The sequence below is a fragment of the Kordiimonas sp. UBA4487 genome (genome assembly GCF_002389025.1).
In the GTDB taxonomy this organism is placed as follows: Bacteria; Pseudomonadota; Alphaproteobacteria; order Sphingomonadales; family Kordiimonadaceae; genus Kordiimonas; species Kordiimonas lacus.
Genome location: NZ_DGNR01000004.1, coordinates 144,976 through 160,113, shown reverse-complemented (window position 1 = coordinate 160,113; position 15,138 = coordinate 144,976). Strand labels below are relative to the sequence as shown.

General features: G+C 57.7%; 13 protein-coding genes. 7 read left to right on the top strand and 6 right to left on the bottom strand.

Annotation, left to right across the window (positions count from 1 at the left end; genetic code table 11):
- Nucleotides 1-42: 42 nt before the first annotated feature.
- Entirely contained in the window at nucleotides 43-1,338 is a 1,296-nt protein-coding gene (locus B3Z17_RS04425) for a capsule biosynthesis protein (protein ID WP_068303719.1), read from the bottom strand.
- A gap of 592 nt (nucleotides 1,339-1,930) precedes the next feature.
- Between B3Z17_RS04425 and B3Z17_RS04420 the strand changes: the two genes are divergently transcribed.
- From B3Z17_RS04420 to B3Z17_RS04390, 7 genes are read left to right on the top strand one after another with little or no spacing between them, the layout of a single operon-like run.
- Nucleotides 1,931-2,950 carry a KpsF/GutQ family sugar-phosphate isomerase gene (locus B3Z17_RS04420; RefSeq protein ID WP_286828711.1) on the top strand — a complete coding sequence of 340 codons (1,020 nt, stop codon included), beginning with the start codon at nucleotides 1,931-1,933 and terminating at the stop codon, nucleotides 2,948-2,950.
- Nucleotides 2,951-2,997: 47 nt separating this feature from the next.
- Nucleotides 2,998-3,780 carry an ABC transporter permease gene (locus B3Z17_RS04415; RefSeq protein WP_068303712.1) on the top strand — a complete coding sequence of 261 codons (783 nt, stop codon included), beginning with the start codon at nucleotides 2,998-3,000 and terminating at the stop codon, nucleotides 3,778-3,780.
- On the top strand, nucleotides 3,777-4,427 hold the full coding sequence (locus tag B3Z17_RS04410; protein WP_068303709.1) for an ABC transporter ATP-binding protein: 651 nt from the start codon (nucleotides 3,777-3,779) through the stop codon (nucleotides 4,425-4,427). The genes B3Z17_RS04415 and B3Z17_RS04410 overlap by 4 nt, the downstream gene beginning before the upstream one ends.
- 23 nt (nucleotides 4,428-4,450) lie before the next feature.
- Nucleotides 4,451-5,647, top strand: coding sequence for a hypothetical protein (locus B3Z17_RS04405; protein ID WP_286828710.1), 1,197 nt, complete (start codon nucleotides 4,451-4,453; stop codon nucleotides 5,645-5,647).
- Nucleotides 5,640-7,301 (top strand): polysaccharide biosynthesis/export family protein, encoded by a 1,662-nt coding sequence (locus B3Z17_RS04400; protein WP_139167697.1) that lies wholly within the window; start codon nucleotides 5,640-5,642, stop codon nucleotides 7,299-7,301. Before B3Z17_RS04405 ends, B3Z17_RS04400 begins: the two co-directional genes overlap by 8 nt.
- 18 nt (nucleotides 7,302-7,319) lie before the next feature.
- Entirely contained in the window at nucleotides 7,320-8,333 is a 1,014-nt protein-coding gene (locus B3Z17_RS04395) for a glycosyltransferase family 2 protein (protein ID WP_286828709.1), read from the top strand.
- A gap of 2 nt (nucleotides 8,334-8,335) precedes the next feature.
- Entirely contained in the window at nucleotides 8,336-9,490 is a 1,155-nt protein-coding gene (locus B3Z17_RS04390) for a hypothetical protein (RefSeq protein ID WP_286828708.1), read from the top strand.
- Here B3Z17_RS04390 and B3Z17_RS04385 read toward each other — a convergent pair.
- Genes B3Z17_RS04385 through galE form a run of 5 tightly spaced genes read right to left on the bottom strand, consistent with a single transcriptional unit; the run spans nucleotide 9,487 to nucleotide 14,964 of the window.
- Entirely contained in the window at nucleotides 9,487-10,083 is a 597-nt protein-coding gene (locus B3Z17_RS04385) for a hypothetical protein (RefSeq protein WP_286828707.1), read from the bottom strand. The two genes, B3Z17_RS04390 and B3Z17_RS04385, sit on opposite strands and share 4 nt — an antisense overlap.
- Nucleotides 10,080-11,924, bottom strand: a complete 1,845-nt coding sequence (locus B3Z17_RS04380; protein ID WP_286828706.1) for a hypothetical protein — start codon at nucleotides 11,922-11,924, stop codon at nucleotides 10,080-10,082. The genes B3Z17_RS04385 and B3Z17_RS04380 overlap by 4 nt, the downstream gene beginning before the upstream one ends.
- On the bottom strand, nucleotides 11,921-13,063 hold the full coding sequence (locus B3Z17_RS04375) for a glycosyltransferase (RefSeq protein ID WP_286828705.1): 1,143 nt from the start codon (nucleotides 13,061-13,063) through the stop codon (nucleotides 11,921-11,923). The genes B3Z17_RS04380 and B3Z17_RS04375 overlap by 4 nt, the downstream gene beginning before the upstream one ends.
- Nucleotides 13,064-13,082: 19 nt before the next feature.
- On the bottom strand, nucleotides 13,083-13,904 hold the full coding sequence (locus tag B3Z17_RS04370; protein ID WP_286828704.1) for a sulfotransferase: 822 nt from the start codon (nucleotides 13,902-13,904) through the stop codon (nucleotides 13,083-13,085).
- A gap of 58 nt (nucleotides 13,905-13,962) precedes the next feature.
- Nucleotides 13,963-14,964, bottom strand: coding sequence for a UDP-glucose 4-epimerase GalE (gene galE, locus B3Z17_RS04365; RefSeq protein WP_286828703.1), 1,002 nt, complete (start codon nucleotides 14,962-14,964; stop codon nucleotides 13,963-13,965).
- Nucleotides 14,965-15,138: the final 174 nt, after the last annotated feature.

Genomic DNA, 15,138 nt, shown 5'->3' with positions numbered 1-15,138 from the left:
CGGTTATCCGTTGTTTGAGTATGCCTGAAGGCCCAAGGCCTGTCAGGCAGTTGGCAGGCGGGGCAGGGCCCCGGCGATCACGCGGGCAGCTTCATGGCTTGCGCGTTCAATGCCGGCTTCCGAGAAAAAATCCCCCCTGACTTGCGTATATGTCTCTACAACGGTCAGGAATTCCTCCGCAAGCCTTTGTTGGGGCGGTTGGGGATTTTGCCAGAAGGCATCCAGCGGTTGTGCGTCTGTGAGGCCTTCGATGTCATAGACAGCAGTGCCGAGAGCCTTCAGCGGGCGTGTGAGCCGAAGTGTGGCAAAGCCCACTGTGCTGTTCACCAGCACTACGCCGCGAGCATTCGTGATGATACGGTCCAGGTCCCCACCCGCCGCAAAGGAGACCCGGCCCGTGATGCCGAGCGCTGCCGCCTTCTTCGCAATGATGCTGCGGTAGTCGATGATACCGTTATCCAGCGGATGGTTCTTGAAAAACAGATGGCACTCACCAGGTGCGTTGGCAGCGAAGGACTGCATGATCTCGTCAATGAAGGCAGGCATGCCGTCAAAGCGGGAATGAATGCGGATCTGGTAATCGCTGTTCAGCTGCAGGGGCACCAGGAAATAGGGCACCTGTGCGGCCTCAATATGGGCGATGGTGGCCTTGTTGGCGCTGCCGTGCATGACCGACCGCGCCCCGCGTTTGATCCAGCCGCCCGCTTCCTGCCAGATGGAGGCGGGTCGGTGGCTTTGAAAATGCGGGAAGCGACTGCGGTAAATGATGTTGGCGCCATGGGCCAGGATATCCATACGCGCGCGGCGGCCCATGTTGGTCTTGATCGGGGTGCTGGCCTCCTGCCTGGGGCCATCCGCCGCCAGCTTCGATATCACGTCTGCATCTTTTGGCATGTGCGAGTAGCCGTTGGTGCCGCCCGCTTCCATAGTCACGAAGCCCGGGCGGATATAGCCCTCGTCAAATGCGTACAGCGTAAGCCCGCGATCTGCTGCGATCTGCCGGGCGGGGGCATGTATAGGCCTGCAATCACCCAAAAGAATAATGGTGTCGATGCCGTGTTCGGTGATCAGGGCTTCATACCAATCCGGCAGGCTGTCCAGTGTGTCACCGTAAGCATGGTGGCTGACACCTGCCACCGTCCCGCCGCGGAAAGCCCAGTCCCCGCCGCAGAAATGCGCCCGGTGAACAGACGCGCCAGCGCGCGCGAGCTTGCATGCAAGTGTTTCGAAAAACGGAGTGGCCAGGCCCTGCAGGAACAGGATGGACCGGCCTTCTAGCGCCATGTCTGCCATGGATGCCGGGTGGTCGGTATCAGTGGCCGGTATGCCATTTTTCATGGTGTGTTCCGCCTGCTCGTGCGCCCTGATCCCTGCGCTCAGTTTATGGCCAATTCTGGGTTTCTGATGGGAAACAGAATTGTGACCTAGCAAATGCCCTTATGGCATTCAAATGCTTTTTAGGCGAAATAATTCGCTTTAGAGGTGCGGTTGGGCGGCAGGTGCGGCGTCTATTAACCAAGGGTTCATGTTTGGCCCGCTATCGGATGCCTGTGTTTTTCTGTTCTGACGGCTCTGGAAATCAGATAATAATTTGTTAACAAATTTGACGAACGGAAAAAGGCAGACTAATCATGAAGATACTTTAACGAAGGATAATCCGTTTGTTGGCGTAAATTCATGTATGATGCTGAAAACCTGGGCCGAACCGGCCGGCAGTTTTGAGTATATGAAGGGCGACATGCAAAGGCCTGCGGGGGCATGCTTCAAATGTTACGGGTTTGTTGAGAAGCGTTAGCGCATGTGCTAGCTTGCCGCGATTTTTTATGAATGCGAACTTGTTTGCACCAAAATTGCCACATTTAGGTCTTTAGTTCAGGGGCTTGGTACAGTAGTTCACATAATAACAACGACGTAGCTTTGGGGATATTTTATGAAAAGCACGGCGGACGAGCAAACAGCTCGCGAGAATATCCTAGACCTTCCGAACAGCGTGAAGGCCGACCTTACTGATACTCTGGAAAACATTGGCGGTAGCTTCCTCAAACAGGGGCAGGCGCTGGAACGACTTTCCCAAACCTATGACCATGATGCCTATGCTGAAGCGATCCGTATCGCGCTTCAGACCCGTGGGCACCTGATCGTCATAGGTATGGGCAAATCGGGCCACGTGGCACGCAAGATTTCGGCAACGCTGGCATCCACCGGCACGCCGTCTTTCTTCCTGCACCCGGCCGAGGCATCGCACGGCGACCTTGGCATGGTGACGCCGGGTGATACGCTTCTGCTGATTTCCTATTCCGGTGAAACACAGGAGATCGTGCAACTGCTGCCATCCCTGAAGTCATTCGGCAACAAGATCATCGCCATCACAGGCGCGAAATCCTCAACTCTCGGGCGTGCGTCCGATGTGGTTCTGGAAATCCCGATCGCGGAAGAAGTGTGCCCCAACAATCTGGTGCCCACCACGTCGATCGTTGTAACTATGGCGATGGGCGACGCGCTCGCCATTTCGCTGATGACGCTTCGTAACTTCCATGCCCGCGATTTCGCGCGCTATCATCCGGGTGGGTCGCTTGGCCGTCGCCTGCTGATGAAAGTGTCTGACCTGATGCTGACAACCAGCGTGCCTGTGGTAACGCCCAACATGGTGCTTCTGGAACTGGCGGCCGAAATGGCCGGCGGTGCGGCCGGTGTGGCTGTTGTGGTTGACGAAGACCGCAAGCCGATCGGGGTTGTCACCAAGGGTCAGCTTGGCGTGGCCCTCAGGGTTACCCGCCGGGTTCGCGAAGTGTCCGCGCACCAGTGCATGAGCAAGGAGTTCTCGGTGATCCGCAAGGATGTGATCGTGGACGAAGCGGAAAGCATGATGCGCGGCGACGAGGTGAAGTTCCTTGTTGCAGTAGACAGCGAAGGGCGTTACGCGGGGATCTACAAACACGAGGACGCCTAGGCGGCAGTTGCCACCATCAGGCGCTCGACAGGAGATAGAGCCGGCGCATGAGGGCCCGTTCCGCATTTTCCATCCAGAAGGATGTTATCTTTGCCATTTTTGTGCGGGAGATGAACGCGAAGTTCAGCTCCTACACATTTGGTAATGTCTGGCTGGTGCTTGAGCCGCTCCTGATGATCGTGATGTTCATCGTGCTGTTCGGCCTCAGGGGGCGTGGCGAGTTTGGCTATGTGGCGCCCCCGATTTTCGTGTTCGCGGCCTTCCTGCCTTTTAAAATCCTGTGGCAACTGACCATGCGGCAGAATATGGGGGCCGTTTCCGGCGCCCGGGGACTGATGGGTTTCCGGCAGGTCAGGCTGTTCGATGTCTTCATGGCCCACAGCTTTCTGCAGGGCTGTCTGTTTCTGGTTGTGGGTCTGCTCATGGGGCTTGCGCTCTATTGGTTCGGGTTTGACGCGACACCGCGCGATCCGCTGTTGCTTCTGGCCTGGTGCGCGGTTTTGTGGCTGTTCGCGTCATCGGTGGGCATTCTGGCCTGCGTGGCGTCCCAGTTCGCTCGCGAGATCGAAAAGGTGATCTCCATGATCCAGATGCCGCTCCTGTTCATATCCGCGGTGTTTTTCCCGATGACGATGGTCCCGGAACCCTACCGGACAATATTGGCCTGGAACCCACTGGTGCATGCGATGGAACTGATCCGCGAAGCCTGGTTCCCTGTTTATGTCAGCCCGGTTGCCGACGGTTTCTACCTGTTCCTGTGGACCATCGGGGCCATGGCGCTGGCTATGTCCAGCTATCGGCTTTCGTGGCAGAGGATACTGGCGCAATGATCCAGCTGGAAAATGTGTCCAAATATTATCCCACGCGTTTCGGCCCGAAATATGCGCTGAAGAATCTGAATATCGATATTCCGGATGATCGCGACGTGGCCATGCTGGGCGTGAACGGCGCGGGGAAATCAACCCTGATGCGCCTGATCGGCGGCATTGACTTCCCGTCGGCGGGCCGCATCAAGTCCGACCGGTTCATTTCCTGGCCGCTGGCGCTGTCCAGCGGGTTCCAGGGCAATATGACGGGGCGGGAAAATGTTCGCTTTATCTGCCGGATCCACGGTGTGCGCGGCACCCATGAAATTGAAGAGTTCGTAAAGGAATTCTGCGAACTGGGTGATATGTACGAATTGCCGGTGAACAGCTATTCAAGCGGCATGCGGTCAAAATATTCTTTCGCCGTTTCGATGGCTTTCGACTTCGACACCTATCTGATTGACGAGATCATGTCAGTGGGGGATGAAGGGTTCCGGAAAAAGTGCGAAAAGGCCATTTCAGAGAAGCGCGAAAACGCCAATATCATATTGGTTTCTCACAATATGGGCACGATCAGAAAGCATTGTAATGCCGCAATTTTGCTTGCATATGGTCGGGCGGAATTTTACGAAAGTGTGGATCGCGCCATTTTTAGATACCAGAGCCTTTAGGGCTCGTGGTTGCTCGGGGAAGCATGAAACAGATTTTGGAAAAACTCAGAGGCGCAGTAGCGCAGCGTCTTGACCAGCGTAAAGACCTGGCGATAAGGCAGGAAGGGATGCTGTCCGCAACCTATACTGATGTGCGGGCTGCTACGGTCAATTTCGGCAGCTACAAGTGGGTGCTGGCGATCACGCTTCTGGCTGCTGTCTATTATGGATTGTTCGCGTCTGACCGTTATATCACCGAAGCCCAGCTTTATGTGAAGTCCACAAAGAATGGCAGCGGCGCCTTGACCCAGCTGTCGATCCTGGCCGGTGGCGGTAGTGAAGCACGGGACGCCTTGCTGCTTAAAAGCTATATCCATTCCTCGGACATGGCTAGGTACCTGAACAAGGAAATCGCGCTGAAGACCCACTTTACGAACAGCCAGTGGGATATGATCGCGCGCCTTGGAAGTGAGCCGACCGAAGAAGAATTCCTCGATTACTACCGGGGTAAGGTGGGGGTCTCGATTGACCCTGAATCGGGCATTCTGACGGTATCCGGCGAAGCTTTCACGCCTGAATATTCCCAGAAGATGGTGAGTGCGATCCTGACCGAATCCGAGCGCTTCATCAATGGTGTCAGCCAGAAGATCGCAAGTGAGGAAATCCAGTTTGTCAGCCAGGAACTGGAGCGCGCACGCGACCGGGTAAACCTCGCGCGTGACGAGATGCTGGCTTTCCAGAATGAAAACGAGCTTCTTGACCCGGCGGCAACCGGAGCGGCCCTGCAGGCCACGGTCAACAGCCTTGAGGCCCGCCTGGTGGAACTGCAGACTGAACACAAGGTTCTTTCAAGCTATCTGAACAGCACGGCGCCACAGCTTGTATCCGTCCAAAACCGGATCGACAGCGTCGCCCAACAGCTCGAAGAAGAGCGTGCCAAAATTGCCAGTCAGGACAATGAAGCCATCAATGATGTGAACGCCCGATATCAGCAGTTGGAGCTTGAGTTCGATTTCGCCAGCAAGCTTTATCAGCTTGCCCTGCAAGGGCTTGAGCAGGCGCGGGTAGACAGCTACCACAAGATGAAGCACCTTGTAGTGCTGCAGACGCCGTCGTTGCCTGATGAGGCGCTCGCGCCACGGAAACTCTATAATCTGATCACGCTCTTCGTCTTGTTGAGCCTGGCCTACGGGATCGTCACCATGACACTCGCAACCATTCGGGAGCACCGCGATGTTTAATGCTTTGAAGAAAAAGCCTCTCGAAGCCCTGAAAGTGGGGCTCGCGGCCCTTGTGCTGATGGGCGCGTCAAGTTCGGTACTGGCGCAGGCCGTGCCGCCGCTCACCCAGAACGGTGCGCCGGTGGAGGAAAACACCAATGAGGTGATCGACCGCCATGAAGCTTTCGGTAACTGGATCTTTGGCGGCCAGTTCGCCAACCAGTCTTTCATCGGCTTCAATCCGTCCTATGAGATTGCTGTGGGCGACAAGATCAGTCTCAAGATGTGGGGCGGTTTCGAATTTACGGGTGAGCTGGTTGTCGACGCACAGGGCAATGTCTTTTTGCCGGAAGTTGGCCCGATCGCCGTGCAGGGTGTCAGGAATGAAGATCTCAACGCGGTGGTGACAGAATCGGTCAAGCGCGTGTTCAAGAAGAATGTTGGCGTCTATGCCAGCCTGGACGGTGCTGAACCAGTGAAGATTTTCGTCACCGGTTTCGTTGAGCAGCCAGGTCTTTATGCCGGGCACGCATCCGACAGCGTGCTGTTCTTCCTGGATCAGGCGGGTGGCGTTGACCCGAACCGTGGGTCCTTCCTGGAAATCAAGGTGCTGCGTGGCGGGCAGGTGTACCGCACCGTCAACCTCTATGACTTTATCCTGACCGGGATTATGCCGGTGTTCCAGCTGTCTGACGGGGACACGATTGTGGTGACGCCGGTCAAGGCACAGGCAGGCGTACTGGGGGACGTTCAGAACAGTAACCTGTTTGAATTCACAACAGAGACCGTTGCTGCCGGCAAATTGCTGGCGCTGGCCCGGCCACAGCCGCAGGCAACCCATGTGCGTATCAGCCGCAACAGTCAGGCGAAGTCCGAAGTGGAATATATCGCCATCGCACAAGCGGCAAATGTACCGATCTATCCGGGCGACGTGCTGCATGTGATGTCTGACAAGTCCAACGGCACCATTTCGGTGCGCGTTGAAGGTGAAACCGATTCCGCGCGTGAATTTGTCCTGCCGTACGGCGCCCGCCTTGGCGACCTGATCGAACAGATCGACTTCGGCAAGAACGCACAGCGCAATGCTATCCAACTGATGCGCAAAAGCGTGAAGATGCGCCAGAAGGAAATGCTGGAGGCCCAGTTGCGGGCTCTTGAAAGCAGCGTGCTGACTGCCCGGTCCAACACCACCAAGGAAGCCGAGCTCCGCAAAAGCGAGGCTGAGCTTATCCTGAAGTGGGTTGAGCGCGCGCGCAATGTGGAACCCAACGGACAGGTGGCACTTGCCGGGGCTTCGTCGGTAAACGATATCCTGCTGGAGCCAGGCGATGTGATCCGCATTCCGCGCACCAGCAGCCTTGTGATGGTGCACGGGGATGTCTTGTTCCCAAGCGCCATGGCGTTCCAGGACGGCCGTACGGTTGAAGAATATATCGAGCAGGCGGGTGGTTTTACCCAATCGCGGCGCAATACCAATGTGCTTCTGCTGCACCGGGATGGCAGCTTCCAGAAAGTCAAAAACGGTGACCTGGACAGCAGGCGGGTACAGCTGGTGCCGGGCGATGAGATTTTCGTCCTGCCGCGGGTCGCCACCAAGCATGTTCAGATTGCGTCTGATATCATCAACATCTTCTACCAGCTTGCGCTGTCTGCCGGCGTGGTGCTCAGGCTCTAGGGCCGGTCGGAGACACCTATGACGCTTTTCATTCGACGGATGCGCAAGTTAGGCAGGGACCCGGTCGGGTATTTGCTGGATAGTACCCATGGCCCCTTGCGGGCACTGGGCGCGCGCCTCTATGCGAATGAGACTGAGCGTTTCCGAAAGCTGGGAAAAGCGGCCGCGGATCGCAAGATTACCGTCATCATGACAGCCTTCAACACAGGCCATCTGATCGAGCGGGCGGTCAAGTCCGTGCTGGCGCAAAGCCACAGGAACCTGGAGCTGATGGTGATCGATGATGCCAGCAGCGACGATACATCTGCCATCCTGGCAGCGCTGGCTGCAGAGGACGACCGGCTTCGGGTTTTTACTTCGCCCGCAAACCACGGGACCTACTGGTCGAAAAACTGGTGTCTGACCAAAGCCACCGGCGAGTTTGTCGCCTTCCATGACAGCGACGACTATTCAGACCCCGACCGGCTGATGATCCAGATGGGTGCCCTTCTGGCAGACCCGGGCCTGATGGCCTGTACCTGCCGCTGGCGGCGCGTGGATGAAGCAGGTGACATGCAGTTGATCGACGGTGCGGAAGAGCGCATGGCGGCCATCAGTCTGATGATCCGCCGGGCGCCGGTGCTCAAGCAGGCTGGCTTTTTCGATACTGTGCGCATCGCTGCAGATACGGAATATATCCGCCGCCTGAAGGAAATATTCGGCTGGAAAGGTGTGCGTCATTTGCGCCAGTGCCTGTACATAGGGCTGCTGCGGGACGGGTCGCTGACCACTGACGTGGGTTCCGGTTTTGACTGGCAGCGTCAGGGAAACAGCCACAAGCGGGCCGTGGGCGGCAGCCGGGCAGCCTATTATGATGCCTTTACCAGCTGGCATAACGCCTGCGGCGGCGACCGTACCAAGCTGAGTATTTCATTCCCGGCTGAGCGCCGACCTTTTGATGTGCCCGCTGATATACTGCGAGGCTGCAATGATGATGATCTGACCCAGGTGATTGAGCTGGACGCCAGCCAACCACAGACAGCGAGAGGATAGCCATGAAGCCGCAGTCGAAAGTTCGCCTTGAGCGCTTCGTCCGCCAATCCAGGGCCTGGACCTGGCCACCGCTGTTTCGTGGGTTGCGCGAAAATGCGCTGGTGGTGATGGACGGTGACATCCTGCGGGCATTTGACAAGCAAATTGATGGTTTCCAGTGTCAGACAGCCACGCCGAATACGGTAGACACCGCGATTATCAAATCCGTCAAACGTATCTTCGTTCTGTGCCGGGAAGGCGAGTTGGCGCTGGTACGCAGGCTCCGGCGCGCCTATCCGCGCAAACGGATCTTTTCCTGCACCTATGACATCGCCCCCAAAAGCCTGTTCGAGCGTCCCAAGCTTATGCAGCAGCCCGAGGCAGACAAAGCAGAGAAAAAGCAGCCGATCCTGATCGTCGGCGCACCCTATTCAGATGCCGAATTCCTGGCAGAAATTATACGCCTGAATGGTTTCGGAAACCCGAGGGAGTACCTGGACCGGGCGCTGGGTGCCTGGCTTGCGGAACAGAAGGACTTCCAGATCGCGCGCTATATGGATGTGCTGGATAAGCTTTATCGCCAGGATGGTGTGTTTGACATGGTGCTGCATACCGATGTGATGAAGGCCCTGTTTGAGAACAGCCGGGCGAGCTGGAAGACTCTGCTGGAATGGATCCGCCGCAATGATGCCAGGGTGATCTATTTCACCCGGCGGGACAAGATGGCCCAGGCGGGTATCGCCGGGTCGCTTGATGGTTCCCGTTTCCGTTCAGTCTGGAACATGACCGACACTCAACGTAAGAATTTCAATCCGCCGACCCTTGGTTTCGCACAGAGCAACGCCTGGCTTCAGGACGTGCTTACGCAGGAAGCGCTCCTGGAGGATTTCCTGCGGGATGAAGTGGAAGATTTCCGGTCGGTGACGCTGGAAGAACTGGTGGAACAGCCGGTTGAGGTCCTGAAGGCACTGGCGATGTTCCTCGGTGAAAAATCACCAAAGGCTTTCTCTGTGCCGGACTACCGTGCGCCCTATCAGGCCATGCCGCAATTGTGGGCTGACGCTGTGAAATTCCGGCATGAGTTGATCGACCGGCTGGGTCTTCATGTGAATGCGGCCGGGTCATTGGTGACCTACACAGATGACCTGATCAAAGGCGACAAGAAAACCGCCAGTTAGGCTTTTTCAGCGGCTTTGTAATCGACCACACTGAGCGCCAGGCTGGCGTGGGTGTCCGGGCCCTTGTCGAAAGGTCTGATGCCACTTGTTTGCAGCCGCAGGATATGGAAGGGCCGACCAGCCAGCGCAGGAACATGCCCTTCAAAGCTCCAGCCATTGATGCCCTTGCGCACGGCCACGCCCTCAACGGGCATATTGTCCAGCCAGACAGTCAGGTCATCCACATAGCGGCGGCGCAGGTATCCCGTGCCGGTCAGGCGCACGATGCCGCCCCTGGTCGCATCTGCCGCGAACAGCAGCGTACCGATACGCGCCATCCAGCGGCGGCCGATTCCTTTCTTGGTATGGTCAAGTTTGCCCCAACCGCTGCCAGCAAAGTCATCGCCTTCGGCCATAAGTTCCAGCCGCTCCGGCAAGGTAGGCCAGGCTGGCTCTTCTCTTGGTGTCACGGCGGCTGCCAGCTCTTTTTCAAACCGTGTCCGCTCCACATCAAGGAGTGTGTCGATATAGTCGACCGCAGCTTTCGGGAAACGGCTTTCCGGTCCTTTCACTGGCAGATCAGCGGGCGTCGGGGATGTAGGTTTCTTCGTCATACGGCAGACCATTCCAGTAACAGGCCAGCTTGCGCAAGCTGTTTTCTCAAGTCTTCTGATGCCAGGGGTGTGCCCACGCTGTTATCCAGCGCCATCAGTTTGAATTCAAGGAGGCCCAGTTGATCCGACGTCAGCGTGGCCGCCGTGCCGCCGCTGACAGCAGTGCTGCAGTCGTGCCCGGCAACCATGAAGCATGTATCCGCCACTCCGGCCTTCAAGCGGAACGTACCAAGCCTGTGGCCGACCACGATCACACACTGCAAGGCATGCCGCACTGTGTCGTGGCTCCAGAACAGGCCGTACTCTGGCAGGAAGCCCTGTGTGGGGGCATTCCTGTCCTTTTCATCATAGTCGATTCGCAAAGCCAGCTTCGGGGCTATGCCTGCGCCGTCCAGAAGTTTGTCGCCGTCCACGCCTTCGTCCAGGCTGCAGCCGAAGCTGATGGCTGTCTTCGCCTTCAGGCCGTGCTTCAGGCTGCCGAAGGTGACAGGAGTGCGGTGGACAGCGTGTGTGCTTTTGCCGTCAAAAATCAGCGGTGCTTCATACCCGATCCGGGCCAACAGGCTGGCCGGGGCTTCGCCTGTCAGATCAGCAAGCCGGGATGCCAGCGCCGGAGTGCAGAACCGTGGGCAGCGGTTGATGTCCAGTTGGGGCAGTAGCTCCTGCAGGATTGCCGGTGGTGGCACGGCACCGATCAGGGCGGCTGTCCGGGTACTGCCTGCCAGTGTGCTCGTGGTGCTGTTATCAGTTTTCTCCACCGATTCTTGCCGCGGAGCTGAAAGGTCTGCGCTTGGCACCTCTGTGTCCTGCAGGCATTGGGCCAGTGAGGCGGCCACTCCGGCTTTGGTCCGGTGGTCCACAAAATGGTTCATCAGCCCTGGCTGTGCCAGGAGGGCCGCCACGCTGGTGGCCAGCGTGTCATGGGCTTTTCCGTGGGGCAGGGCGATATGGCTGCCTGTGGGCAGGTGCTGCGCCCAGGGCTGCCTGGCGGTGATGATGGCCTTACCCATGCAAGCCGCCACGGCAAGGCCGGGGCTGCTGGCATGATCATGGCCGTCCAGAAAGGCGACGATGTCCGCCTCTGCGATTGATGCCGCCAGATGCCGCGCCGCCGGATGGACACTGAGGTGCGATACGCTTTCAAAGGCGGGAAACACCGACAGGCTTGCCCGACAGGTCTGGGCTGCGGCGGCTTCTTCCGTGACATATAGAATTACCGATGTGTCGCCCTTCGCCGTGGATGGCGTTTCCGGGGCTGGCGCCATGTCCAGGACGGCTGACGGCGTCAGGCTCGATGCTGTCATCATGCGGGCCATTGCCGGGCTCGCGGCCACAAGCGCAGTCGCCGGGGCCAGCAGCAGATCAAGCGCCGGGGTGATTGTGCCCTGGGCCAGTGATTCCCGCCTGTGGTGCACTCTTGCGGCATATAGGGCCTTGGCGTGCGCGCCAGTGCTGTCCTTCAGCCACTGCCAATAGGCGTCCGGCCAAAGGCCCGTGGCGCGGCAGGTCGATTCGGCCAGTGGGAACAGGGACAGGGTTGCCGGCATCACAATGCCTGGTGCCTGGCGCAACAGCTCCAGCGGGAACAGGCTGTCACCGTCCGCGCCTGGAATGTATAGCCGGCGATGCGTCTCATATGTGCCCCAGTTTGCGCGAAGGTCCCGAATGCGGATGACCGAAAAGGTCAGGTCTGCAGGTGGGGCGGGCGCCAAATCATCAATAACAAAGGTGATATCATGATCTGCGGCCAGGGCTTCGGCGGTGCTCAGCCCCAGGGCAGCCGCAGCGCTGCGGAAAGGGGGCAGGGACCCAAAGACCAAAATGGGCAGGCGGCCGGTCATTGGTTTGCTGCCTTGGGCGCACCCACACGCGGGAACAGGAGGTCCAGCGTTTCAAACTGGGCCTTAAGGTAGGCGTTATAGATTTCCTGGCCAGACTGCTGCAGCACCGCTACTTCGCATGGGTCTGTGACGAGTGTCATAAGGCCGTCGCACAGGTCGCTGATAGTGGGGCAAGCGTGCAGCGGGTGTTCTGTCGGGATGCCAATCATGGCGTCGCTTGTGGCCACCAGCGGGCGCCCGAACCTGAGCGCCTCAACCGATTTGATCTTGAGCCCGGTGCCGCCCACATTGGGGTTCAGAACGATGTCCATGTCGGCGTAAAAGCCTTCGACGCTGGGGACAAAGCCCAGGCGATTATAGAAGGCTTCTTCGGCGGGCCCGGTGTTACAGATTGGGCCAGCCAGACTGAATTCGCACTGTTCCATCAGGGTCGGCCGGGCCTTGAGGGCGTCGCTCAGTCCCTTGAGCGCATTCACATTGATCGGGTTGTCGCTGGCGATATAGCCGACCTTCAGCTTGGCGCCTCGCTCTGGCGCTTTGGCCTTAAGGAAATTGGGCGGGTCAAAAAAGCCCAGAGTGCAGACGGGCGTATCCGTCAGGCCGCGGAAGGTTTTGGCTTCCTCATCCTGAATAGCAATCACATGGCTTGCGCGCGCCAGCGCCTTGGCTTCTTCCTTGGGGGTCGTATAGAACCATGATGGTTCAAGTCCGTCGCGCTTCAGTGCTTTGTGGCGATTGCCGAACACATCGTGGGTGTCAATATAGCGCGGCATATCGGCAGGCACTGCATCAAGCCAGGCGCTCTGCCAGACATAATTGGCCAGGCACAGCTTGATGTCCCAGATGCCCAGAATGCGGTTTGTCAGCTTGGTCACCGCCGGGGAGTGCCAATCATCGATCAGGTGATGACGGCGCTTGGAGCGTTTCTTGATCACCAGTTCACGCGGCAGGACATACACATGCTCCCATGCCTCGCGCATGGCCTGTTCCTGTTCCTCGCTCAGCCCTTCAAGGCCGGTATAGACATAATGCAGCTGGTAGCCCCGCGCCTGGATTTCCCGGCACACCGCATACACGCGGGCACGGTTGCCGTGATTTTGCGGGTGGCTGGGGATCGGGGCTGTGACAAGCGCGTGCATGGGTGCCTAATGGGTCCTTCTAGAAATCGAACGTGATCGCCGGGTCTTTGCAGTGCTCGGCAATCATGGTCTTTTCAGCGTCTGTCAGCTTGATCTTGTTGGCGCTGGTTTGGACCAGGCTTTTTTCACGCACCTCGGGCGGCAGGGTGGACAGGTAATGTTCTTTGGTCAGGGTTTCAACTGGCGCCGACAAGCCCAGTTTCTCGCCAATGATGTCTGTCTGGGCAAAGTCCAGGAAGCCGGCAGTATTGTCGGCGACCGACTGATATTGCACCATCTTCAGCTTGGCCCGGTTGTCTTCGATAATCTTGATATATTGAAGCCAGCGATTGCAGAAATTCTGCAGCATCTCGCGGCGTAACTCGAATTCCGGGTCATCGAATTTTTCGTCACGGTGGTCGCGCATATGCCGCATCAGGGACGAAAATACGGGGACCGCCGGCCGATATACGCAAACACTGACCGCCGCGGGGAAGGAGAAAGTGAGTTCCGGCAGGCGGAAGATATTGTGTGGTGATTTTTCAACGATGGCCACACAGTCGTTGGGAACCGGTTTGCCAGCGAAGAAGATGTGAAAGAATATTTTCTGCTGCAGGAGCCTCAGTGAGCCACGGTCTAAGGGCGGGATGCTGCCGAAGCCGTCATAGACTTCACGGTTTACGATCTCAATATTGTTGTTGAACTTGCGGACCAGATCATTCACGCCGTGGAACATGAGGCGGAAATAGTCTTCCTCGCCCTTCGCATAAACACCATTGATAATGTCGAAGGCGCGGCCCACGAAGGTTGTGCCGCTCTTTGTATAGCCACCGACAAAAATCTTCTTACACCGAAAGCTCATATGTCTGTCTCTGTTCTTCAGTTTGGCTGCCCAAGTTACGGATGTCGGGCAACTATTGTCAGGATTGGCCCATAAAATCCCAGGCGTGGGCGACCATGTCCTCAAGCGCTGGAATGGATGGCGACCATCCCAAAGTTGTTCGTGCCTTTTCCGCGTTGGCGACCAGTACAGCCGGGTCGCCTGGACGACGTTCTTCTTCTTTTACAGTAAAATCGATGCCGGTCACCTGTTTCGCGGCATCGACCACCTCGCGCACAGAAAAGCCCTGACCGTTCCCCAGGTTGAAGGCATCATAGAAGCCACGTCGACCCCAGACTTTCGAATCGTCCTGGGTAAAAAGATGCTCCAGCGCTTTCACGTGGGCATCTGCCAGATCCGCCACATGGATATAGTCCCGGATGCAGGTGCCGTCGCGGGTGTCATAGTCGGTGCCGAAGATGCTGATGGCATCGCGCTGGCCACTTGCTGCCTGAAGCACAAGCGGGATCAGGTGGGTTTCCGGGTCATGCCGTTCGCCCAGGCGACCCTCAGGATCTGCGCCTGCGGCGTTGAAATACCTGAGCGCAATGGCCTGCAGGCCGTCGGCAGCGGCTGTATCCCTGAGCATGCATTCCACGGCCCATTTGGTCTGGCCGTACGGATTGATGGGGACCTTCGGCAGGTCTTCGGTCAGAAGCGCATCGGTCGAATCGCCGTACACCGCTGCAGTAGAGGAAAAGACCATCTTGCGAACACCGTGGCGCACCATCGCCCTGACCAGGTTCAGGCTGCCGGCAACGTTGTTGTCGTAAAACTTCATTGGATCACGCACGCTCTCGCCTGCTTCAATGAAGGCCGCAAAATGCACAACAGCGTCGATGGCATGATTTTCGAACAGCTGGTCAAGAAGGGCTTCATCGCGGATGTCGCCTTCTATGAAGTCGGCATCCAAGACTGCGTCCTGGTGACCATTTGAAAGATTGTCCAGCACCAGGGGAGTATATCCGGCGGCTTTCAGGGCAAGCAAGGTATGGCTGCCGATGAAGCCGGCGCCGCCCGGTACCAGGATTGTTTTTGCCATGATCGCCCCCGACTGACTGTGATTAGAATTCTGAATGCGAGGCAGGCCTCGTCTCGCACTCTGTTAAAGTCTTCTCCGCCTGTGTCAAGCCATACAGTCACAGGCAGGCCAGTGCGACCTGTACAGACAACGCTTTCTTGCATCCGCCCCCTTTTTTGGCTAACAGCAGGGAAA

Excerpts from the sequence above, each read along its gene's own strand:
- B3Z17_RS04395 (WP_286828709.1), top strand. The coding sequence starts at position 7,320 with ATGACGCTTTTCATTCGACGGATGCGCAAGTTAGGCAGGGACCCGGTC.
- B3Z17_RS04380 (WP_286828706.1), bottom strand. The coding sequence starts at position 11,924 with ATGACCGGCCGCCTGCCCATTTTGGTCTTTGGGTCCCTGCCCCCTTTC.
- galE (WP_286828703.1), bottom strand. The coding sequence starts at position 14,964 with ATGGCAAAAACAATCCTGGTACCGGGCGGCGCCGGCTTCATCGGCAGC.
- B3Z17_RS04390 (WP_286828708.1), top strand. The coding sequence starts at position 8,336 with ATGAAGCCGCAGTCGAAAGTTCGCCTTGAGCGCTTCGTCCGCCAATCC.
- B3Z17_RS04400 (WP_139167697.1), top strand. The coding sequence starts at position 5,640 with ATGTTTAATGCTTTGAAGAAAAAGCCTCTCGAAGCCCTGAAAGTGGGG.
- B3Z17_RS04370 (WP_286828704.1), bottom strand. The coding sequence starts at position 13,904 with ATGAGCTTTCGGTGTAAGAAGATTTTTGTCGGTGGCTATACAAAGAGC.
- B3Z17_RS04375 (WP_286828705.1), bottom strand. The coding sequence starts at position 13,063 with ATGCACGCGCTTGTCACAGCCCCGATCCCCAGCCACCCGCAAAATCAC.
- B3Z17_RS04415 (WP_068303712.1), top strand. The coding sequence starts at position 2,998 with ATGAGGGCCCGTTCCGCATTTTCCATCCAGAAGGATGTTATCTTTGCC.
- B3Z17_RS04420 (WP_286828711.1), top strand. The coding sequence starts at position 1,931 with ATGAAAAGCACGGCGGACGAGCAAACAGCTCGCGAGAATATCCTAGAC.
- B3Z17_RS04410 (WP_068303709.1), top strand. The coding sequence starts at position 3,777 with ATGATCCAGCTGGAAAATGTGTCCAAATATTATCCCACGCGTTTCGGC.
- B3Z17_RS04425 (WP_068303719.1), bottom strand. The coding sequence starts at position 1,338 with ATGAAAAATGGCATACCGGCCACTGATACCGACCACCCGGCATCCATG.
- B3Z17_RS04405 (WP_286828710.1), top strand. The coding sequence starts at position 4,451 with ATGAAACAGATTTTGGAAAAACTCAGAGGCGCAGTAGCGCAGCGTCTT.
- B3Z17_RS04385 (WP_286828707.1), bottom strand. The coding sequence starts at position 10,083 with ATGACGAAGAAACCTACATCCCCGACGCCCGCTGATCTGCCAGTGAAA.